The organism is Pseudomonas sp. BF-RE-21, from assembly GCF_019947305.1.
Lineage (GTDB): Bacteria > Pseudomonadota > Gammaproteobacteria > Pseudomonadales > Pseudomonadaceae > Aquipseudomonas > Aquipseudomonas migulae.
Genome location: NZ_JAGYGF010000020.1, coordinates 21,273 through 43,007, shown reverse-complemented (window position 1 = coordinate 43,007; position 21,735 = coordinate 21,273). Strand labels below are relative to the sequence as shown.

General features: G+C 59.2%; 13 protein-coding genes. 2 read left to right on the top strand and 11 right to left on the bottom strand.

Features of this window, described 5'->3' with window-relative positions; genetic code table 11:
• Positions 1-8: 8 nt before the first annotated feature.
• The 5 genes from miaA to KGB25_RS15330 are packed head-to-tail and all read right to left on the bottom strand — an operon-like array spanning position 9 to position 6,272.
• Positions 9-980 (bottom strand): tRNA (adenosine(37)-N6)-dimethylallyltransferase MiaA, encoded by a 972-nt coding sequence (miaA, locus tag KGB25_RS15350; protein WP_008035319.1) that lies wholly within the window; start codon positions 978-980, stop codon positions 9-11.
• Positions 980-2,890, bottom strand: coding sequence for a DNA mismatch repair endonuclease MutL (gene mutL, locus KGB25_RS15345; RefSeq protein WP_263286266.1), 1,911 nt, complete (start codon positions 2,888-2,890; stop codon positions 980-982). The genes miaA and mutL overlap by 1 nt, the downstream gene beginning before the upstream one ends.
• Entirely contained in the window at positions 2,887-4,266 is a 1,380-nt protein-coding gene (locus tag KGB25_RS15340; protein WP_404943243.1) for an N-acetylmuramoyl-L-alanine amidase, read from the bottom strand. The genes mutL and KGB25_RS15340 overlap by 4 nt, the downstream gene beginning before the upstream one ends.
• 48 nt (positions 4,267-4,314) lie before the next feature.
• On the bottom strand, positions 4,315-4,785 hold the full coding sequence (gene tsaE, locus KGB25_RS15335) for a tRNA (adenosine(37)-N6)-threonylcarbamoyltransferase complex ATPase subunit type 1 TsaE (protein WP_008035315.1): 471 nt from the start codon (positions 4,783-4,785) through the stop codon (positions 4,315-4,317).
• Positions 4,773-6,272, bottom strand: a complete 1,500-nt coding sequence (locus tag KGB25_RS15330; RefSeq protein ID WP_223435540.1) for an NAD(P)H-hydrate dehydratase — start codon at positions 6,270-6,272, stop codon at positions 4,773-4,775. The genes tsaE and KGB25_RS15330 overlap by 13 nt, the downstream gene beginning before the upstream one ends.
• Before the next feature lie 63 nt (positions 6,273-6,335).
• On the opposite strand from KGB25_RS15330, the gene queG reads away from it, so the two are divergent.
• Positions 6,336-7,406, top strand: coding sequence for a tRNA epoxyqueuosine(34) reductase QueG (gene queG, locus KGB25_RS15325; RefSeq protein ID WP_223435535.1), 1,071 nt, complete (start codon positions 6,336-6,338; stop codon positions 7,404-7,406).
• A gap of 30 nt (positions 7,407-7,436) precedes the next feature.
• Here the strand turns inward: queG and KGB25_RS15320 are convergent, their stop codons facing one another.
• The 5 genes from KGB25_RS15320 to orn all read right to left on the bottom strand — a co-directional run bounded on the left by KGB25_RS15320 (position 7,437) and on the right by orn (position 18,870).
• A complete protein-coding gene (locus KGB25_RS15320; protein WP_223435531.1) occupies positions 7,437-12,212 on the bottom strand; it encodes an RHS repeat domain-containing protein in 4,776 nt (1,591 codons plus the stop codon).
• 93 nt (positions 12,213-12,305) lie between these two features.
• On the bottom strand, positions 12,306-13,301 hold the full coding sequence (locus KGB25_RS15315; RefSeq protein ID WP_223435526.1) for a hypothetical protein: 996 nt from the start codon (positions 13,299-13,301) through the stop codon (positions 12,306-12,308).
• Positions 13,302-13,451: 150 nt separating this feature from the next.
• Complete coding sequence (locus tag KGB25_RS15310) at positions 13,452-17,411, bottom strand: dermonecrotic toxin domain-containing protein (protein WP_223435524.1); 3,960 nt, start codon at positions 17,409-17,411, stop codon at positions 13,452-13,454.
• Positions 17,412-17,536: 125 nt separating this feature from the next.
• Positions 17,537-18,148, bottom strand: coding sequence for a trimeric intracellular cation channel family protein (locus KGB25_RS15305; protein ID WP_008035291.1), 612 nt, complete (start codon positions 18,146-18,148; stop codon positions 17,537-17,539).
• Positions 18,149-18,327: 179 nt separating this feature from the next.
• On the bottom strand, positions 18,328-18,870 hold the full coding sequence (orn, locus tag KGB25_RS15300) for an oligoribonuclease (RefSeq protein WP_008035288.1): 543 nt from the start codon (positions 18,868-18,870) through the stop codon (positions 18,328-18,330).
• A 107-nt stretch (positions 18,871-18,977) separates the two neighbouring features.
• Between orn and rsgA the strand changes: the two genes are divergently transcribed.
• Positions 18,978-20,009 (top strand): small ribosomal subunit biogenesis GTPase RsgA, encoded by a 1,032-nt coding sequence (gene rsgA / locus KGB25_RS15295; RefSeq protein ID WP_008035286.1) that lies wholly within the window; start codon positions 18,978-18,980, stop codon positions 20,007-20,009.
• Between the two features lie 705 nt (positions 20,010-20,714).
• Here rsgA and motB read toward each other — a convergent pair.
• On the bottom strand, positions 20,715-21,734 hold the full coding sequence (gene motB / locus KGB25_RS15290) for a flagellar motor protein MotB (protein ID WP_192226918.1): 1,020 nt from the start codon (positions 21,732-21,734) through the stop codon (positions 20,715-20,717).
• Position 21,735 lies beyond the last annotated feature (1 nt).

Sequence of the window (21,735 nt, the reverse complement as noted above, 5' to 3'; positions counted from 1 at the left end):
GCAAGGACTCAGCTCAATATGGAGATGGTCCCCAGGTATTTCAAGGCGCGCGGCAGATTGTCGCAATCCAGGCTGTCCAACCAGTGTAAATCAGCCCAACTGCGCAGCCAGGTGAACTGACGTTTTGCCAATTGGCGCGTGGCAATGATTCCACGCTCCTGCATCTCGGCTTGCGTCAGCTTGCCATCCAGGTAGTCCCAGACTTGTCGGTAGCCTACTGCACGTATAGACGGCAACCCGGAATGCAGGTCACTTCGCTTACGCAGGGCTACGACCTCGTCGATGAATCCCTGTTCCAACATTAAAGTGAATCTTTGTTTAATTCGCTCGTGCAGTACCTGACGATTTGCCGGAGCAATGGCCAAGTTCGCGACAGTATAGGGCAATTGTTGCAGTCCCGAAGCGGCTGCTTCAGTACTTTGCGCAGATTGTCTCAGTCTAAGCTCGGTCATGCTCTGACCGCTGACACGATAAACTTCCAGCGCTCGACTGAGTCGCTGCGGATCGTTCGGGTGAATACGCGCCGCCGATTCCGGGTCGATGATCGCCAATTGGTCGTGCAGGGCTTGCCAGCCAAGGCGTGCAGCTTCTTCTTCGATCTGTGCGCGCACTTCAGGATCGGCCGCCGGCATGTCCGCCAGGCCTTCGACCAAAGCCTTGTAATAGAGCATTGTGCCGCCCACCAGCAGCGGAATTTTGCCCCGCGCGGTGATGTCGGCCATCGCTTCGAGGGCGTCACGGCGGAAATCTGCGGCGGAATAGCTCTCTGCCGGGTCGAGAATATCGATCAGACGATGGGGAAATTCGGCCAGAATCTCTTTCGAGGGCTTGGCGGTGCCGATGTCCATGCCGCGATAGACCAGCGCCGAATCAACACTGATCAGCTCGCAAGGCAGGACTTTGGTCAGCTCGATGGCCAGGTCGGTCTTGCCCGCTGCGGTCGGGCCCATCAGGAAAATCGCAGGAGGGAGCTGGCTCATCAACGACCGCGCAGGAACAGTTTGTCCAGATCGTCCAGGCCCAATTGGGTCCAGGTCGGTCGGCCATGGTTGCATTGACCGCTGCGCTCGGTGTTTTCCATGTCACGCAGCAGACCGTTCATTTCCGGCAGGGCCAGTCGCCGATTCGCCCGAATCGCGCCGTGGCAGGCCATGGTGCCAAGCAATTCGTTCAAGTGCGCCTGAATCCGGTCGCTCGTGCCGTATTCCATCAGATCGGCCAGAACATCGCTGACCAACCGGTTGGCTTCCGCCTGCTTGAGCAAGGCCGGAATCTGTCGAATGGCCAGTGTTTCCGGGCCGAGACGCTGCAACTCAAAGCCCAGACGCTGGAACCACGCGACGTTTTCTTCGGCGCAATCGCCTTCGCGCTCGCTCACCGCCAACGATTCCGGAACCAACAGCGGCTGACCGCTCAGGCCTTCGCTGGCCATGGCGACTTTCAGGCGTTCGTACATGATCCGCTCGTGGGCGGCGTGCATGTCCACCAATACCAGGCCTTGGGCGTTTTCCGAAAGGATGTAGATACCCTTGAGTTGCGCCAATGCGTAACCCAACGGTGGAATATCGTCCTGACCGGCTGGCAGCGCGACAGCATTGGCTTCCGGCAGCGGCGCAAAAAACTCGCGATACGCTGCCTGGGCTTCAGCCGCAGGCACGCCGGACTGAGGACGCGGCGCGTATTGATACTGATAACCGGCACCAGCGCCCGAGCCCGCCGGCGTGTTGAACGACGGTTGCGCTTGAGGCTGCTCCAGCAGCGCATTGGCCGCCAGGCGCATTTCGCCTTGCGGACCGAATTCACCGGCCTCGAGGCCGCTCGGACGAACGATGGCGGTCGCCACCGGTGCCGCCAGGTGATCATCCGGTCGCACATCGCCCAAGGCACGGTGCAAGGTGCCGTAGAGGAAATCGTGGACCATGCGCCCGTCACGGAAGCGCACTTCGTGTTTGGTCGGGTGCACGTTGACGTCGACACCGGCCGGATCGACTTCGAAAAACAGCACGAAAGTCGGGTGCCGACCGTTGAACAGCACGTCGCGATAGGCCTGGCGCACCGCGTGGGCCACCAGTTTGTCGCGAACGGCGCGGCCGTTGACGAAGAAGTACTGCAAGTCCGCCTGGCTGCGGTTGAAGGTCGGCAAGCCCACCCAGCCCCACAAATGCAGGCCGTTGCGCTCGATTTCGATCGGCAGCGCCTGCTCCAGGAACCCCGAGCCGCAGATCGCCGCCACACGCCGGGCGCGGGCCGCGTCGTCATGGGCTTCATGCAGGCTGAGGATGGTCTTGCCGTTGTGGCGCAGGTGGAACGCCACGTCGAAGCGCGCCAGGGCCAGACGCTTGATCACTTCTTGCAGGTGATCGAATTCGGTTTTTTCGGTTTTGAGAAACTTGCGCCGCGCCGGGGTGTTGAAGAACAGATCCCGCACTTCCACGGAGGTGCCCACCGGATGAGCGGCTGGCTGCACGCGGGGCGCCATGTCCCGACCTTCGGTTTCGACCTGCCAGGCCTGATCGGCATCGCGGGTGCGGGACGTCAGGGTCAAGCGCGCCACGGAGCTGATCGAGGCGAGTGCCTCACCACGGAACCCGAGGCTCATCACCTGCTCAAGGTCTTCCAGGTTGCGGATCTTGCTGGTGGCGTGACGGGCCAGGGCCAGCGGCAGGTCATCGGCAGAAATGCCGCTGCCATCGTCGCGCACCCGCAGCAGCTTGACGCCGCCCTGCTCGACATCGACGTCAATGCGCTTGGCGCCGGAATCGAGGCTGTTTTCCAACAATTCCTTGATCACCGAAGCCGGGCGCTCGACCACCTCGCCGGCGGCAATCTGGTTCGCCAGTCGCGGGCTGAGCAGCTCAATGCGAGCGCTGTTGATCACGGCCTGATTCATTCTTTGGATGCCAGTTCGGTGCCGGGAATGGTCAGGGTCTGACCGATTTTCAGCTCGTCGGTTTTCAGGTTGTTGGCGCTGCGCAAGGTGGCCGGGGACACCTGATAACGCACGGCGATCATCGCCAGGGTTTCACCCGGGTTCACCCGGTGATCACGCGGCCCTTGGGCGATTTTCCCGGAATCGCGCAGCCAGGCGATGTAAGTACCCGGTGGCGGATTCTGCTGGAAGAACTGGCGTACGCCGCTGCTGATCGAGCGAGCCAGCGCTTGCTGGTGGCTGGACGCCGCGAGTTTCGAGGCTTCGTTGGCGTTGGAGATGAACCCGGTTTCCACCAGGATCGACGGGATGTCCGGCGACTTCAACACCATGAACCCGGCTTGTTCCACGCGCTGTTTGTGCAGCGGCGTGACGCGGCCGATGTTGCTCAGAACCTTCTGGCCGACGTTCAGGCTGGACGTCAGCGAGGCGGTCATCGACAAGTCGAGCAGCACGCCTGCGAGCATGCGGTCCTTGTCGTCGAGGCTGACGTTGCCGGCACCACCGATCAAGTCGGAGCGGTTTTCACTGTCGGCCAGCCAACGGGCAGTTTCCGACGTGGCGCCGCGATCCGACAGGGCGAACACCGAGGCACCGAACGCGGCGGCCGAAGGCGCGGCATCGGCGTGGATCGAAACGAACAGGTCGGCGCCTTTCTTGCGGGCGATTTCGGTACGGCCACGCAACGGAATGAAGTAGTCGCCGGTACGGGTCAGTTCGGCGCGGAAGCCTTTCATGCCATTGACCTGGCGCTGCAATTCGCGAGCGATGGCCAGCACCACGTCTTTTTCACGCTGGCCGCGAGAGCCCGAGGCGCCCGGGTCTTCGCCGCCGTGACCTGCGTCGATCACGACAATGATGTCGCGCTTGCCGGCCGGTGCGGGTGGCAGCTTGACCGGGGGATCGACCGGGGTGACCGGTACCGGCGCGACGGTCGCGACGTTGGTCGGCGCAGGAATCGGCGCGGCGTCGGCGGCGTTATCGAACAGATCGACCACCAGGCGGTTGCCGTACTGGGCGTTCGGCGCCAGGGTGAAGCTCTTCGGCGTGACGGCTTTTTTCAGGTCGATGACCACCCGCAGGTCGGTCGGCGTGCGTTGGGCCGAGCGCATGGCGGTGATCGGGGTGTTGGCGGTGGACACGTTCAGCGGCGCACCGAGGGTGGCGCCATTGATGTCGATCACCAGTCGGTCCGGGGCTGTCAGGGTAAAAACGCTGTGTTGCACCGGCCCGGTCAGGTCGAACACCAACCGTGTGTTGTCCGGCGCCCGCCACAGACGGACGCTGTTGACCTTCGTTTCGGCCACAGCGTCGACGGTCACCGCCAAAAACAACATCCCTACGGCAGCTACCATCGCGCGAAAGCGCATACCTGACCCCATCATTTAATTGATTTCCAATGCCAAAGCGGCACACCACGACTCGCCACGCGAGCCCTGGGACAAAATTTTCAGCGAACGCCCGCTGTCTTGCGGGCTAATGGTAATGGTCAGGTCGGGCTTTGGCAAAAAGCCTGCACCTTTATCGGGCCACTCGATCAGGCACAAGGCATCGTCTTCGAAATAGTCGCGGATGCCGAGGTACTCCAGTTCTTCAGGGTCGACCAAACGATAGAGATCGAAATGGAAGGCGCGGATGTCGCCAATCTCGTAGGGCTCGACCAGGGTGAACGTCGGACTTTTTACCGCGCCCTCATGCCCCAGCCCCCGGATGATGCCGCGGGACAACGTGGTTTTCCCCGCCCCCAGATCCCCTTCCAGAAAAATCAGACCGTGCCCTTCGGTGGTTTTCGCGATGCGGGCGCCAAACGCGGTCATCGCTTCTTCATCAGCCAGGTACAGGGTTACTTCAGACACGGTGCTTGCTCCTCCAACAACTGACGAATGGCTGGAATCAGATCACTGGCCGCCAGCCCACGGCCCGATTTACCTTGTTGCGCGCCGGCATTGGCGTGCAGCCAGACGCCAAGGCAGGCCGCATCGAACGCGTCCATGCCCTGGGCCAGCAACGCGCCGACCAGACCGGCCAGCACATCGCCCAGACCGGCAGCAGCCATGGCCGGATGGCCCTGATGACACACCGCCAGGCGCCCGTCGGGACTGGCGATAAGACTGCCGGCGCCTTTCAGAATCACTACAGCTGTATATTTTTTGCTCAATGCGTGAGCAGCGGACGGACGGTCGGCCTGAACCTCAGCGGTACTGATCCCGAGCAACCGTGCCGCCTCCCCCGGATGCGGCGTGATCACGCAGTCCTTGGGCAGGCTCACGAGTTCGTCAGCCAGCATATTCAACGCATCGGCGTCCCAGACTTGTGGAAGCGACGCATTGGCCGCCGCCGACAGCAGACTGCGTCCCCACGAAGCCTGCCCCAAGCCCGGACCGACCACCAGCACGGAAACCTTTTGCAGCAAACCCATCAGCTGATTCGCCGAGGAAGTGCCCAGCACCATCGCCTCGGGAATTCTGGCCAGTGCGGCTGGCACGTGCTCGCTGCGAGTGGCCACCGACACCATGCCGGCGCCACTGCGCAGCGCACTTTGTGCACTCAGCAAAATGGCACCGCCGAAACCGCGATCACCGCCAATCAGCAAGACATGGCCGAATTTGCCTTTATGCGCGGTCGGCGCACGCCCCGCCAGACGCGGCAAGTTACCGGCCGTCAGACGATGAGCACTGATGGCGATCCCGCTCAAAGACTCAGGCGAAGCTTGCAGATCATTAAAGACCCACTCGCCCACCACGTCCGCCGCCTCACCCGTGAACAGGCCCAGTTTCAAACCAATGAAGGTCACGGTCAGGTCCGCCCGGACGGCCGCACCGAGTACGCTTCCTGTATCCGCACAAAGGCCCGACGGAATATCCACCGCCGCAACCGCCAGGCCGCTGGCATTGATCGCCGCGATGACACTGGCGTAAGGCTCGCGCACCTTGCCTGTAAGGCCGGTGCCGAGCAAGGCGTCCAATACAACGCCACGCAACTCCGACTGCGCACTCCAGGCTTGAACGGCGACGCCTTCGGACAGGGCCTCGGCGTGGGCCAAGGCAGCATCGCCCTGCAAACGCTGGGGATCACCGACCGCCAGCACGCGCACATGCCAGCCGGCACGCTTGGCCAACACCGCGACCAGATAACCGTCACCGGCGTTGTTGCCGTGGCCGGCGGCCACCGTCAGTTCGTTGGCCGTCGGCCAGTGCCGGACCAACGCACGCCAGGTCGCCCGCGCCGCCCGCTGCATCAATTCGAAGCCCGGCGTACCGGCCGCAATCAGGCTCGCATCGAGCGCTCGCACTTGCGCGGCGCTGTACAGCACGTCGGGTAAATCATCTTTAGTGTGCGGCATGCGTCTTCGGGCTCCGATGTCTGGCAGAATTATACGCACCTCAGCTCCGGTTTCTCTCGCCTCATGCCCGCTATTACCACAGACCTGCCCGCCCTCGCCCAATCCATCAAGGACTGGGGCCGCGAGCTGGGCTTTCAGCAAGTCGGCATCAGCGGCCTGGATCTGGCCGAGCATGAGCAGCACCTGGCGCGCTGGCTCGAAGCCGGCTACCACGGCGAAATGGACTACATGGGCGCCCATGGCAGCAAACGCTCACACCCGGAAGAGCTGGTGCCCGGCACGCTTCGGGTGGTGTCCCTGCGCATGGATTACCTGCCGGGCGACACCCAAATGGCGCAATTGCTGGCACTACCGGAAAAAGCCTACGTGTCGCGTTATGCCTTGGGCCGCGATTACCACAAGTTGATCCGTAAACGCGTGCAACAACTGGCAGAAAAGATTCAGGCGGTCATCGGCCCGTTCGGCTACCGCGCATTTGTCGACAGTGCACCGGTGCTGGAAAAAGCCATCGCCGAAAAGGCCGGCCTTGGATGGATCGGCAAAAACACGCTGGTCTTGAATCGCAAGGCCGGCAGTTACTTTTTTCTCAGTGAGCTCTTTGTCGATCTGCCTCTGCCGGAAGATCCTCCGCACGCCACCGAACATTGCGGCCGCTGCACCGCGTGCCTCGACATCTGCCCGACCAACGCCTTTGTTGGCCCTTATGTCCTAGACGCCCGGCGCTGCATTTCCTACCTGACCATCGAACTGAAAAGCGCGATCCCCGAGGATCTGCGGCCATTGATCGGCAATCGGGTGTTCGGCTGCGATGACTGCCAGATCGTCTGCCCGTGGAACCGTTTTGCCCGTCCGTCCGGCGAAAGCGACTTCAAGCCACGGCACAACCTGGACAACGCTGAACTGGCTGAGCTGTTCATGTGGGATGAAGACCGGTTTCTGAGCAGCACCGAAGGCTCGCCGCTGCGTCGGGCGGGTTATGAGCGCTGGTTGCGGAATCTGGCGGTGGGTTTGGGGAATGCGCCTTCAACGATTCCGGTGCTGGAAGCATTGAAGGCGCGAAGGGAATACCCGTCGGAGTTGGTTAGGGAGCATGTGGAGTGGGCGTTGCGTCAGCATGCTTTGCGCATTAGCTGACACACCGGCATGACCACAAAAGCGAACGTATCAGGTTCCTTTTACTGTGTGACTGATTTTGACCATATGAACGATACGGTCGTTCTGGTTGATGAAGAAGATGGCCCGTAAAGGCCCATTCAACCTTATTTCAGAGAGTGCGGACTGATCCGGCTGGGATTTCAGGAACGGTTTCATCTGCTTGAATTTGGTAAATCCACCCATGGCAGCCGCCGCCTCGTGAGGCGCATGAACGCCGTCCGTCATAGCGCTCTTGAAGTCTTTGTATCGATTGATACCCACCTCATCAAGCCGATCGTAACCTTCGAGCTTCTTGGGTTCGATAAATGACCAGGTCCGAGGCCCTTCTTCAACTTCGGGAGCAAGTGCTTTTTGTTGAGCCTTCTTGGCGCCACTACCCTTCACATATCCTCTGGTTTTCGCCGCTTTACCCCCCATCCCGCGGTTCATCGCCTTGGCCGCCCCTTGCGCATCACCGCTCAAACCTGACCGGAACGCTCCCGCGACCTTGCCGGCGCCCTGAGCGGCCGCCCCTGCCCCAGCCGCAAAAGACGCCAACCCCAACCCCAGGCTCACGTAGCCGAGGACGTCCCCCAGCTCTGATTGCGGCATCACTTCATGGGCAATCTCACTCGCAATGCCGGCGATCCCGGAAGCCAGCGCCAACGTCAGGCTCGCGACCGCCAGCGGCGTGGTTGCGCCAAAGGTCAGGATGCTTGTCGCGATACTGAACAACGAAAGGCCAACGCCCAAGGCAGATTGCCAGGAAACATGCCCGGTCGGATCAACCCGATTGATCGGATCGCCCAGGCAGTAAGCGTATGGGTTCAATCCACCCGCGCCAAACGGGCTCAAGCTGTCCGGACTGAGGAAACGCATCAACGTCGGGCTGTAGGCCCGGTAACCATTGCCCAGCAAATAGAGCCCGGTCAACGGATCAAGCTGCTCACCGCTGAATCCTGCCTGACTGAATATCCCGCCTTCGGCAGGACGATATCCGTAGGGGCTGTAGGCAACTTCGTCGCGCTGTGTGCCGGACTCGGCGATCAAAACGCTTTGCTGCAGGTCTGTGCCAAACAGCGTCAATCCGGTGGCCGCGCCCTGCTGCTGTTCCCCCAGCAATAAACCGGACTGGCGCCCACAGGTACGACGGTCAGCACCGCTGATCTCGTTGATCACCCGCCCGTCATGGTAGAAGCGCTGGGCCCCCGGCCCGCCGGGTTGTGACAGCTCGACCAGGCGATCGCGCGCATCGTAGTGATAGCCGCGCATCACCGCCCCGGATGCCGCAGCGATTTGCGTCAATCGCCCCAGTGCGTCGTAGCTCAGCGTACGAGCCTGATCGTCCTGGATCATCTGGCCGTTGGCGTCATATTGCAGCGTAACAGGCGGCGGATAATCCGCGTGAGAGTGCTGAACCTCGATCAGTTGCGTGGGATCGACAGCGCTGTAGGTGAAGGTCGTGGTGTTGCTGCCACCGGGAAAATCGTTTTGCAGGCTGACGATGTTATCCAGCGCATCGTAAACGTAGGTCTGCTTGATAATGTCTTTGCCAAAGGGATCGCGTGGCCGCAGCGTTCCGCTACAGGTGTAGTGGCCCAATCGACCTCGGACGTCGTAGTCGAAGCGTTCGTCGCGCAGCACGTCTTCACCGATGCCCAGCACTTTCTGCGTCAGCTTGCCAGCGAGGTCGTAACTCGATTTCAGGGTCTGAGTAGCAGCGCCCTTGACCTCAAAGCTGCGCGAAATTTCTCGCCCCTGATCGTCGTAGATCAGGCGGGTCGTCATGGAACGCTTGGCCTGCGTATCCTGCGAGTCGACTCGCTCCAGCAGGCCCACGGCGTTGTAGATAAAGTCGGCCTTGAGCGAATTCTGCTCAAACGACTTTGCCCGTCCCCATTCGTCGTACTCCGTCTTGTGCGTCTGACCGAGCACATCGACGCAGGTCAGAGGCCGGCCACCGAACGTATACGTGTACGACGCCGTCCGGTCCACGCCCGCGTGCGCAGTGGTTTCACTTTTCAGGCGTCCGGAAGGGTGATATTCGAAGCGCGTTTCCCGCTCCTGCTCGACACAACTGGCTAATTGCCCGTGCAGTGGGCTGTAAGTGAATCCGGCGTCCAGTCCGGTCGCCTTGCGTTGCGTCACGCGCCCGCCGAAATCGCGCGCATAAACAAACTCGACCTTTTCACCGCTGGCGCTTTTCTGCCAGATCGGTTGCGTGAATCCTGCCGCGTAGCCCGCAGTGACCGTGCGTCCACCCACGGTACTTTCGCTCAAGCGGCCCAAGCCATCGAATGTCTGCCGGCCAAGGCTTTGGCCCGCCACTTTCACTTCAGTGGCAAGCGACTCCTGACTGTGCAGCGTGTAGTCGGTCTCCACGGAGCTCCCGTCAGGCAATACGCTGCGCCGCAACCGATTGAACACATCGTACTCATAGGTAGTGGTGTTGCCGACAGGATCGGTCTGGCTGATGGCTCGGCCGATGCCGTCATAGCCATGAACGATTGCGCCTTGGGTTTCACCCGCAATATTGAACGACTCGATACGATCAGGCTTTCCGAAAGCATTGAGGCCGGTGACAGACTTGCCCATGCCCTCAAGCCAGCGGGTTTCAGTGCGGGCCACAGGGTCGATTGTGCAATGCTCCTTGCGCCCGTCAGCGTGAAGCGTGGTCTTGACCTGTCCCCAGCCATCGTAGACAAACCCGGTCTTGACCGGCCTCGCAACCCCATCCCACCAGTCAGAATGCGTTTGTTCCACTAACTGGCCCAGCGCATCGTGGCGCGCTGTATAGATAACGAGCAACTGGGTCCTGGCCGCTTCGTCCGGGTTATCGCAATCCTGCTCTTCGACGGCGACGACGCGCCCGAGGCCGTCGTACACGACTTTTTGCTGAACGCCGGCCACATCCGTCGTGAGCATCGTCGCCGGTGCTTTATTGCTGGCCGCCTGATAAACCATGCGGCGGGTGGCGGCGTTGGCCGTGCCCGGCGAAAACGTTTCGCTCAGGGGCCGGCCAATGGCGTCGAACGTGTAGGCAACCGCTCCCTGGTCTTCGCCGCGCTCGCCCAGCTTCATGCCGTTGAGCGATGAGAGTGTCTGAGCCGCGGTTTTGACGGTGCCATCGAAACCCTTGAGGGTGCTCTGAATTTCAAGCCGGTTGTTGTCGAGCACATAGGAAAACTCGGTAACCGTCGCCAAGGCGTTCTGCGTGACGGTTTGTTTTTGCAGCAAGCCATGGCGCAGCGGGTCATCAGGCTGATTGACGTAAACCCGTTGTGTTTTCGAACGCAGAATTTCAGCGTCTGCGCTCAGCTCATAAAAGCTCTCCTCGACAGGCAGCACGGCGGTCACCGGCGAACCTTGCAACGAGGCGTGCAAGGCATAGCGATAACGCATCACCGTCGAGGCGGCGCTTGGATTATCCGATGCTTGTGATGCCGGGATGATGGTTCTCTGCTTCTCGAACCGGGCAAATCCCAATGGGTCGGCAGGGCATCCCTCCGCTCCGGCAGCGGGATAAAATTCAGACAGGGTCGTGACGCCATCTGGTCCGACCTGTTTGAGCAAATTGCCTGCCGCATCGAATTCGGTGTGGATAAGCTCTTCGCGCGATGTACCGGCGGTGCGGTTTTCGTAGCGTAACGTCTGGACTTTGGGCAAACGAAACTGCGCAGGTTGCTCGAGAAAGCTCTTGCCCGAATCGATGTGGTACACCGTGGACCGGGTGGTGATCATCTGCTGACAGGTCGTCACCTGCGAAACCAGCAGATGATATTTGTTGTAGGTGCGCACCGTGGAGCTGTGGACCTTCGTACCCGCCATCAGTTTTTCGGTCGAAGAATACTCATAGCCCAACGAGCTCTTGTAGAGCGTGTCACCGTCCGGGGACCAACGCCTGCCTTCGTCATCGAAGCCCTGGAAATTCTTCTGCGAGAACTCATAATTTTTTGTGATCGCGGGCTGATTCTGCCGTGGGTACACGGTGTGGGAGATCACATAAGGCATGGAGCGAATCGGCGAACCGGGCGGGAATTGATGCCCCGCTTCCTGATACCCGATTATCTCTCGCGCTCCTAGCGGCGAATCGACCTGGGTCAGGCACTGGAGATTGCCGAAAGGCTCATAGGTCAGAAACCAGGACCCGCCTACGGGCAAATCAATGGAAGCCACCGCGTTGTTAGCGAGCGACAACACAAAGCTGGCTTCACATTCGGTGCCGGGGTATTGCGTCAGCGTAACCTTGCCCCTGGTACGGGAAATGCTCAGCAACGTACGTTGTGTGTCCTTCACAGCCACCAGCGCCGGTTGCCCGTTGATGGCGGTGTAGTCGAGCGTGATGGCAGCGCCATTGGCGCCAACGATCCTCATCGGCACCGCTACATCGCTGCCCTCAAAGATCTTCAGCTCCTCACGCACACCATTTTTATGGATGACGTCAAAACGCCCTGGCCCAGACCGTTCAACCTTGAGCGTCTCAAGTTTCAACTCATCGAAGACCAGGTGGGCGGCTGTCTGCTTCGTCTTGAAACTTCCGCCACCGGACAAACCGAGTATTTCATTGCCCGCGTCGTAACGGGTCATTGCCATCGACCAACCGCTGCCGAAACCGCTGTCGATACTGTTGAGTGGGCTGTAGGACAAGCTGATTGGCAAAGAAGGACCGTTCAAGTCTGCGGACTTGATGTCACCCAACATCAACGAACAGGTGTAAATACCGGTACGGGGGTCGACCCCGCCGGAGAGAAACTCATCAAAATTAAACGCATTGGAATAGACGTTCGCCACTTCACTGACTGTCATTATCAGATACCCCTAAAACTCATGAATATTGAATCATCACGCAGCACATCAGCTACGCACATGTCTTGATCAAAGCTTTGACCCAATTGATTCTCAGCCTCTTCTCAATACAAACTCATCATTAGGAATATCGATTTCAATCGATAAATTGTGCGTATTACCGAACTCATCGAAAGCGACAAAGTGAAAAGATTCAACTCTCACTTGATTAGTGTAAACATACTGCGGAGGCACACCTTTTATAACTGCCAACTCCCCCGAACGCTGGTTTACTTCAACCTTTCGCCACTCAGAAACATAGACATCCAACTCTGTTGCCCGAGAAGGAGCAATGACACCCACGAAGGACCTCGGCGCATCCCGCCCCAGAATCAAGCCTGTATCACAGAATAAAACAGGGTAGGTACCACCGACTTCGTACTGACGACTTTCCCAACGCAGCAGTTTTACTTGCTTGCCGCCTGGATACAGCCCCAAGTTGTATCGAAACAATAGATCGCCCTCAAACGATCCGCGGAGTTCATGCGACTGCCACGTAAATTGCTCTACGCCATAATCAGGGCTTTTTTCCGCATGAATCACAACACTTCTGGAAATCTTCCGGCCATCCGGATTCAGGGTGTTATTGCTTCGGTAAACCTTGCCCTGCACTGTCACTTCAGCAGCGATTTGAGCTTGCCCGTCGATTGCCGATGAAACCCAGAACTCTACGGGCGTTCCGCTGCTGCTCCCTGCGCTACCGGATTGAACACCTCCGGGCACGTCATGGGTGTACCCGTTTTCGTAACGACTGGCATTCCAACCAGCCAGTGGCAGATTTTGATACGACTCACCTTCCAATGGCTGGCCATTGTGGAAATGAATCAGCTTTGCGGAGAATTGAAGCGGGGAAAGGTCGATTTCAACTGCATCACCATTTTCATCTACCGCTTCGACGAACACCCAGACGCGAACTTGCATCCGCCCATTGGCATACACTTTTTTTGATTCGACACCGGGGGCTTCGAAGCGGACCTCCAGTCTTGATAATCCGGATATGGATGGTTTGTTACTTTCTACCGAAGCAGTCAAGCCTTGAACATTACTCATGACGCATTCCTTGCTGGTTATTAATCGATTCAACGGGTCGTATCACCGATTAATAACAAGAAAAAATCAGCGCCTCAATGCAGTAATTACCACAAACTTAAACATAAAACTTTCCACCCAACCAATCACTTACAAAGTATTACAGCCGACTCAGTCCGAATCACCTTCATCAACTCCGCTGTCGTCCGAATCAGGCGCTTCCTGCCAATCGATTTCTTCACCCAGCGCACCATCAAATTGAATCATTATCTTTTTATCAAGACTTGAGTTCTCAATATAACTCTCAATGCGCGACCTGCAGGCTTCACTTAACGGATTACCCAACAAGTTGTAATTAACCTCTCGAGCATCTGAAACTTCAAACAGTTCATCCGGCAATGTGGTGATCTGATTGAATCTCAGATCGGCGAATGCCAACTGTTCAAGATCGAACAATCCAACAGGCACCTCCATCAAACCCGTGTTTTTCAAGTAGAGACTGTCCAGCTGGCTCATGAAACGAACATCGGGGGGCAACCCAAGAGGGTTATGATCCAAGTGTAAAAGCGTCAAATCCTCCATATGCGCGAGGCCTTCGACCGCCGCCTCATTCAGCTCGATAGCACAGTCATCAAGGGTCAGCGTCTCCAGTGCCCTCATCTGATAGATTTCTATGGGCAAAGTCTCCAGCGCGAAGCCTGACAATGTCAGGTACCGCACACCCGGGAAGCTGGCGAGAAAGGAATGCCCGCCCAACCCGGCGCTGCTGCTCAAAGACAACTCACGAACATGGCTGAAGTCTGCCGACAACACCGGTAACTCACCGAGTATCTCCAGATCGTAATCAAGCGTGGTCGGTGTGTAGCGGTTGGCCGTCGTCAGTCTGCGACTCCAATTTGCCTGCAACTCCTGCGCGAACAGCTTTCTGCCCTGGCGCTGAATAGAGAGTTCATTGTCTGTGAGCATCGATCCCGTGGCCGGATGACGGGGAGGCACGTCATTGCTCCACATCTCCAAATCATTGACCAACGTGACGTACTCATTCTCCAGGCGCGCAACGGCCAACACCTGCTCCCCGATCAATCGCTCGCTGCGTAGCGTCGTCATTTCTTCCTCGGAGAGCGTCGGGTACAGCGCTTGAAGCCGCTGCCCTACGGAACGCGCCGGCTCCGGCACAAAATCGCCACCGCCCATCAGATAACCGGAACGCCCCACGGCCAGCCCCATGGGCGAACGAGCGTCCGCCTCCAAAGGCGGCTGTCCCAGCAAGGCCCGGGCTTGCGAGCGAGGCATCAGTGATTGTTGCCTGACCGCCTGCCGAAGCCCCACGCCCTGCCCGACATGAGGCAAACCCAACGCCCGGCGCTGAACATCGGGAAGAGCATGCTGGACGGCGCCGTAGAGATCGTCGAATGCGTGCAGCTCCTTGCCGAAGCCATCGTAGGCCTGGTACTGGCCATTCTGTCTGACCAGAACTTTGCGAATCGGGGCCTCGGGACCACCGATACTGTCCACCAACGCACCGTCAATGCTGCCCTCTCGCACTTCGATGCGCACCTCTGGCGACCAGCCGTTCAGGTTTTCGAGCCCATGCAGCGCCAGCCTGTCGGAGTCCGGATTCGCACTCGTCTCCAGATAAAGCCCTTCGTACGCCCTGCTGAGGCGCACTTCCCGTAGATAGAACAGCGCTTCATGCGCCATTCGCCGGGTGATTCCGGGGTTGTGCTGCATGTGAAGGCGATCGACAGCCGCTGCATGACGCCATAATTCTTCAGCGATGGTTTTGGGCAGGTCAGGAAAAATCCGGCGTATCTGCCGAGTGTTTTCATCACTGCTCAGCTCAAAGTGGCGTTCACTTGCCTCGAACAAACTGGCGCGACTTTCCTGTGCCCAACCCGCGATTCTGAGTCGCAATCGGGCGGCTCGCACGTCGATTCCTGGCAATGAATCGCCAAACGCGGGGCTTTCACCCAGCAGTTTTTTCAGCTGCGCATCCTCAAGCGTTTCAACCATGCCTTGAACGAGATTGCCGCTGCGCAGCTGGCTGTCCTGCACATTGACGCCCTGAGCTTGCAGCAGTTTCACCTGCATCTGCGGATCGGCTTTCAAATACACCCGCGAATCGGTGCTTTGCATCTGTGCGATGAACGCCTGAATCTGCTGATCGAGTTTGAAACGCCTGATGGTGTCTTCGAGCAAGGCCGGGGGGCGCCGGGTATGAACGTGCATGTCACGCAGCACTGCCTCATCGATGCCGCTCACCGCCAGAATGCGTCCAGCCGTGACATCCGAAAACTCAGCCACCGAATGCCCCAAGCGCCGAAACAGCTGTGCGCGCTGCCACTCCATGGGGCGCTCAACCTCATGCGCCCACGCTCCTGCGCCGTTGTGAGCAAGTTGTGGTTTATAGGCATCCGGCCTGTTCGGGTGGCGAATGCGATAGACATCCCCGTCAGTCTCGGGCACCACTTCATAGGCTTTCCCATCCAGAAGCAGCACGCTCGCGCCCTGATGCCGATGTAAACCGAGCGCATCAGCCCGGGAGTCGGCTGGCAAGCGCACCGCACGCTCATACGCACTCAGATCGGGATTCCACAATCGTTGCTGACCTGCCCCCATATCAACGACTTTCAAACGGCTGACGAAAGCGCCGGGGGCGACGGACAGCAGTTTGCCAACGGCCAGGCCGCCCAAGGCAAACGCGCCTAACTGGGCGACCGTTTCAGCAATGGACAGCAAATGCGCCGACGCTTCGATCAACTGCCCTTCGGCCCAATCAAGAATGCCGGTAAACGTGTCGTCCAGCAGTTGGTACAGGGTATAGGCCAACATCAGTTCGCCCAGAAACGGCACGAACGGGATCGCCGCCAGCGTCGCGACCTCCAGCACAACGGTGGCGACTTTTTCCAGGCGGTCCCATTGTTCCCAGCGCGACTTGCGGTCTTCGTCTGCGGTAGACACGGCCATGACGTGCGCGTCATTGAGGATCTGGTTCAACCTGGATTGGTACAGCCAGGTCCACAATTGCGGACCCACGCGCTGTGTTTGCATCCTGAGGTTGGGACGCGCATCGGGGGCTGCGGCGTTGAGCAAATTGAGCAACGCTGCGAAAAAGGCACCTCGTTGGTCGTGAGCGACAAATCGGGCAAAAAAACGCTGGTAATCGGTAGAGCGCAATTGCCGGGTCAGTTCGTCCACGAATTCGCGGGTGGAGGCATAGGTTTTCAGCGGGTGCTCAGGGTCATCGGGGATGTAGGCAATCACCGGTTCAACTTCGCGAGAATGTTCTGGATCCGCCGAGAACAGCACGATGCCGGTCAACGCCGTTCCCAGGAGGCTCAGTTGATACAAGCGCAGCGCTTTCGCGCCAGGCAATGGTGTTTTTTGCTCTGTGAGCAGGCCCGGCAATAGCGTCTGTTCAGCGTGCCCAATGTCCCCTTTCATTCGCGCCAGGAGTGTCGCCACCCGGAATCGATCCTGCTGACTGGCAATGACTTTGTTTGCCAGCATCGCCCTGGCCGCAGCATCCGCAGGTAATAACAGCGCCTCAAGTTGCTGGTTATAGCGCCCTCCGATATCAAGTTGTCGGCACAGCGAGGCAAATGCCGCGACAGACAAGCGACTATTAATTTGAAGGATATCGAACTGTCCGGCCGCATCGGGCTCAGTGATAAAACATGAAGCGCTGTCAAAGTAACGCGCTGCCGCCTCCTTCATTTCGAAGTTATGCAAGGCAGCATCCAGAAGTGAAATCGTCGTCACTTCATAGCGGACCGGTAAGTCTTTGGGGACATAGAGTCGCAGGTACGTTTTCCTGACATCCAGTTCTATCTCGAACTGACTTCTCAGGGCTTGAACCAGCAACGGCTCGGCAAATGCGCGAACGTCGGCAAGGCCTTCAAACAGGCGGTCCACCCGGGTTTGCGAAACCCAGCTACGTTGAGTCGCCTGCTTCAAGGCCTCATGACTGGCGGCGGATGCCGAGCGGTACCAGTCAGGAAAAACAACCCCGGCGTTTTTCAATGCCAGGCGTCTTTCGGCAGGCGCACGAATCAACCAGTCGGGAATCGACTTTATTATCAACGTTTGATGTGCGCCGGGCTGCGCGTTTGTCGAGTCTGAATCAGACATACAAGTAACCTTTTTAAACAGTGGAAAACCACAGCTTATTTAATTACTTGCCTGACAAACGCTACATATATACCGCAACTTTATAGGTCATTCGTGCCGTTATTGACGAATGTAAGCATTGCCGCTCATTGCTCGTCGTTATAAACGAACTTTGGCATTTCCCAGTGAAAACGAATCGCCAACAACCGCAGCAGGAAGCCACCAAACAGCGTGATGAGAATGGCCTGTTCACCGGGCAGTTGCAGATAGATGCACAGCATGTAGCACCACGCCGCCGCGAAGGAGACGCTGGCGTAGAGCTCGCGGCGGAAGATCAGCGGGATGTCGTTGCAGAAGATGTCGCGCAGGATGCCGCCGAACACCCCGGTGATCACGCCGCTGACCGACGCCACCAGCATGCCGTGGCCCATTTCCAGCGCGGTCATGCAGCCGATCAGGGTGAACGCCACCAGCCCCACGGCGTCGAGCACCAAAAACAGTGAGCGCAGGTGGCGCATCCAGCGTGCAGTGAAAACTGTGACCATGGCCGCAACCGAGGTCAGCACCAGGTATTCCGGGTGTTTGACCCAGGTCAGCGGGTAGTGACCGAGCAGCACATCGCGCACCGAACCGCCGCCCAACGCCGTGATGCAGGCGATCAGCACCACGCCAAACCAGTCCATGCCGCGACGGCCGGCAGACAGTGCGCCGGTCATGGCTTCGGCGGTGATGGCGATCAGGTAAAGCATCAGCAACATGGTGGCGGTCCTTGCAGGAAGGCGCGCAGTCTAGCCATTTAGGTGCAGCACCAAAAGGGGGCGATCACGGAGATCGGCCGCGTCACTCCCTTCGCGGGCAAGCCTCGCTCCTACAGGTTTGCGCAAAACCTGTAGGAGCGAGGCTTGCCCGCGAAAGCGTCAGCACAGGCGCTGCTGAATCAGAATTTGATGAAATGCTTGCGGTAATGCTGCAGCTCGGCGATGGATTCGCGGATGTCGTCCAGCGCCAGGTGGGTGCTACCCTTTTTGAAGCTGTCGCGCACGTCCGGCGCCCAGCGTGCGGCCAACTCTTTCAGAGTCGAGACGTCGAGGTTGCGGTAGTGGAAGAAGCTTTCCAGGGATTTCATGTGCGTATAAAGGAAGCGGCGATCCTGGCAGATGCTGTTGCCACAGATCGGCGACTTGCCCTTCGGCACCCACTTCTCCAGGAAAGCGATGGTCTCGGCTTCCGCTTCGGCCATGCTGATGCGGCTGTCGCGCACGCGCTGGGTCAGGCCCGAGCCGCCGTGTTGACGGGTGTTCCACTCGTCCATGCCGGCGAGGATTTCATCGCTGTGGTGAATCGCGATCACCGGGCCTTCGGCCAAGGTGTTCAGATCACTGTCGGTGACGATGGTGGCCATCTCGATGATGACGTCGGTATCAGGGTTCAGACCGGTCATTTCCAGGTCGATCCAGATCAGATTCTGCGGGTTTTGCATGTGTCGGCTCCTAGGCAATGCTGCGCAGTTTAGCCTAGGGAGGTGGCCGGGCGTGCTAAACTCGCGGCCGTTTTACCTAATCGCTGCATTCTTGATACGGAACACCCATGGCCAAACGCCAACTCAATCGTCGTCAAAACTGGCGCATCGAAAAGATTCAGGGCGAACGCGCTGCCCGCGCCGCCAAACGCGAGTCCTCGGCTGTCGAGGCACTTGAGGGTGGCGACCTGGGTCCGGAACAGACCGGCCTGGTGATCGCACACTTCGGTGTGCAGGTCGAAGTCGAAGCCCTCGATGGCGATTTGGCCGGCCAGGTGTTCCGCTGCCACTTGCGCGCCAACCTGCCGGCGCTGGTGACCGGCGATCAGGTGGTCTGGCGTGCCGGCAACCAGGGCATCGGGGTGATCGTGGCGCAACTGCCGCGCAAAACCGAACTCTGCCGCCCGGACAGTCGTGGCCAGCTCAAGCCTGTTGCAGCCAACGTCGACATGATCGTCATCGTCTTCGCGCCGCTGCCCGAGCCTCACGCCAATTTGATCGACCGCTATCTGGTCGCTGCGGAGCACGCCGGCATTCGGCCGTTGCTGCTGCTGAACAAATTCGACCTGATCGACGAGCAGAACGCCCCGGCGCTGAATGCCTTGCTCGCGGTTTACCGCACGCTGGGTTATCCGGTACTGGAAGTGTCGGCGCACCACGGCAATGGCATGGAGCAACTTCAGGAACAACTGGACGGACGCATCAGCGTATTCGTCGGCCAGTCCGGCGTCGGCAAGTCGTCGCTGGTCAACAGCCTGCTGCCGGAAGTCGAAACCCGCGTCGGCCCGTTGTCCGAGCTGTCCGGCCAGGGCACTCACACCACCACGACCGCGCGGCTGTTCCACTTCCCCGGTGGCGGTGAGTTGATCGACTCCCCGGGTATCCGCGAATTCGGCCTGGGCCACGTCAGCCGCTCCGACGTCGAAGCCGGTTTCATCGAGTTCAACGACCTGATCGGCACCTGCCGCTTCCGCGACTGCAAGCACGACCGCGAACCGGGTTGCGCCTTGCTCAAGGCGCTGGAAGAAGGTCGCGTGCAGCAGCAACGAATGAACAGCTATCGCTCGATCATCGCGAGTTTGCCGGAGAGCAGCTACTAGGCCGCTTCTCGCAGAAACAAAAAAAGCCGCGATCATCTCGCGGCTTTCTCATTTTCGGTGCACAGCCCTGCACATCCAAAGTGTCATGGCTGTCCTGGTGCCTGCAAATTCGACGTAGTTTGGCGACACCGGGACGAGCGCAATACCTGTAGGAGCTGGCTTGCCGGCGATTGCGTCCGTTCAGTCACGTACTTATTGCCTGACCCACCGCTATCGCCGGCAAGCCGGCTCCTACAGGGAATCGCGTTTGCTTTCGCTTCTCACCACTCATCAGGCCGAGCGTTAGCTCGCCTTCCGCTTTTGATCTGAGCGCCCCCTCGAGAGGCCGAGCGCAGGTTCTGCGCAGTGGGCAACCCGGCATGGATGCCGGGTTAGCCGCCCCCGGCCATGGATGGCCGATGGCGGCGGGCCCACGGAGCAGGACCGGAGCGAGGGCATGGCGAGCATTAGCGAGCCACCGAACGAAAGGGGCAAGAGCCTTTTGGTTACTTTGGGGCTTTTCCAAAGTGACTCGCTGTAAGAGCGAAACCATAGGCGGTCGTTACCGCAGGAATGGATATGTACACACCAAAAAACCCACGCCAGCCATAAGGCCGCCATCGCCAGCAAGCCGGCTCCTACAAGGGACCGCGCTCAAACTGAAAATGAAGTGACCTCCAAACCAAAGCAAAAAAAAGCCGACATCGCTGTCGGCTTTTTTGTGGGTCACTGCTTCGGCGGTTCAGCCGGTTTCGGTGCCGGGTCATCGAACAGATTCAAACGCTCGCGAAGCTCATGCGCCGGCAGCGGTTCTTTATCCGCCGGCAATGCATTCGGATCGGCCGGCACTTCACCCGGGCCACCCTGCCCTTGCGTCGGCTCCGGAGTCGGCTCCGCGCCTTGCGAACCTTCGATGGCACGCTGGGCTTTTTTGGTCAGCACGATGATGTCGATACGGCGGTTGACCGGGTTGAGCGGGTTCTCGCGATCGAACAACGCCGACGAGGCATAACCGACCACGCGTGCGATCTGCTGCTCCGGATAACTGCCCGCCACCAGCGCACGACGTGCAGCGTTGGCACGGTTGGCTGAAAGCTCCCAGTTGCCGAAATCACCCTGGCCACTGTACGGCTTGGCGTCGGTGTGGCCGCTGATGCTGATCTTGTTCGGCACCGCTTTAATGGTGTCGGCCATGGCCAGCAGGATGTCTTCGAAGTACGGTTTCAGGCGCGCACTGCCGGAGTCGAACATCGGGCGGTTTTCGGCGTCCACGATCTGGATGCGCAAACCGTCCGGCGTGATTTCGAACAGAATCTGGTCCTTGAATTTCTTCAGTTGCGGATTCTCTTCGACCTTGTTCTGCAGTTCTTGCAGCAACAGTTCGAGGCGTTCCTTCTCCACCATCTCGGCCATGCCTTCGACCTGCTCGGCGTCGACAGTCACCTTGTCCGGCTGCGGCTGGGATTTCACCTCGGGGTTGAGGGTGTTTTCCGGCGCCAGGGTCGGCGTGCCGCCCAGATCGATAATGTACGGCGTACCGCTTTCGGAAAAGCCGATCGGGTCTTTGAAGTAACCGGCGATGGCGAGTTTCTGTTCCGGTGTCGCGGTGGACAGCAGCCACAACACCAGGAAGAACGCCATCATCGCCGTCGCGAAGTCGGCGAAGGCGATTTTCCAGGCGCCCCCGTGATGCCCGCCGGCGATGCGCTTGACGCGCTTGATAATAATCGGCTGATTATTTTCCATG

Coding starts and splice junctions, on each gene's coding strand:
- miaA (WP_008035319.1), bottom strand. CDS start 980: ATGAGCCAGCTCCCTCCTGCGATTTTCCTGATGGGCCCGACCGCAGCG.
- mutL (WP_263286266.1), bottom strand. CDS start 2,890: ATGAATCAGGCCGTGATCAACAGCGCTCGCATTGAGCTGCTCAGCCCG.
- KGB25_RS15340 (WP_404943243.1), bottom strand. CDS start 4,266: ATGTTGTTTTTGGCGGTGACCGTCGACGCTGTGGCCGAAACGAAGGTC.
- KGB25_RS15330 (WP_223435540.1), bottom strand. CDS start 6,272: ATGCCGCACACTAAAGATGATTTACCCGACGTGCTGTACAGCGCCGCG.
- queG (WP_223435535.1), top strand. CDS start 6,336: ATGCCCGCTATTACCACAGACCTGCCCGCCCTCGCCCAATCCATCAAG.
- KGB25_RS15320 (WP_223435531.1), bottom strand. CDS start 12,212: ATGACAGTCAGTGAAGTGGCGAACGTCTATTCCAATGCGTTTAATTTT.
- KGB25_RS15315 (WP_223435526.1), bottom strand. CDS start 13,301: ATGAGTAATGTTCAAGGCTTGACTGCTTCGGTAGAAAGTAACAAACCA.
- KGB25_RS15310 (WP_223435524.1), bottom strand. CDS start 17,411: ATGTCTGATTCAGACTCGACAAACGCGCAGCCCGGCGCACATCAAACG.
- KGB25_RS15305 (WP_008035291.1), bottom strand. CDS start 18,148: ATGTTGCTGATGCTTTACCTGATCGCCATCACCGCCGAAGCCATGACC.
- orn (WP_008035288.1), bottom strand. CDS start 18,870: ATGCAAAACCCGCAGAATCTGATCTGGATCGACCTGGAAATGACCGGT.
- rsgA (WP_008035286.1), top strand. CDS start 18,978: ATGGCCAAACGCCAACTCAATCGTCGTCAAAACTGGCGCATCGAAAAG.
- motB (WP_192226918.1), bottom strand. CDS start 21,734: ATGGAAAATAATCAGCCGATTATTATCAAGCGCGTCAAGCGCATCGCC.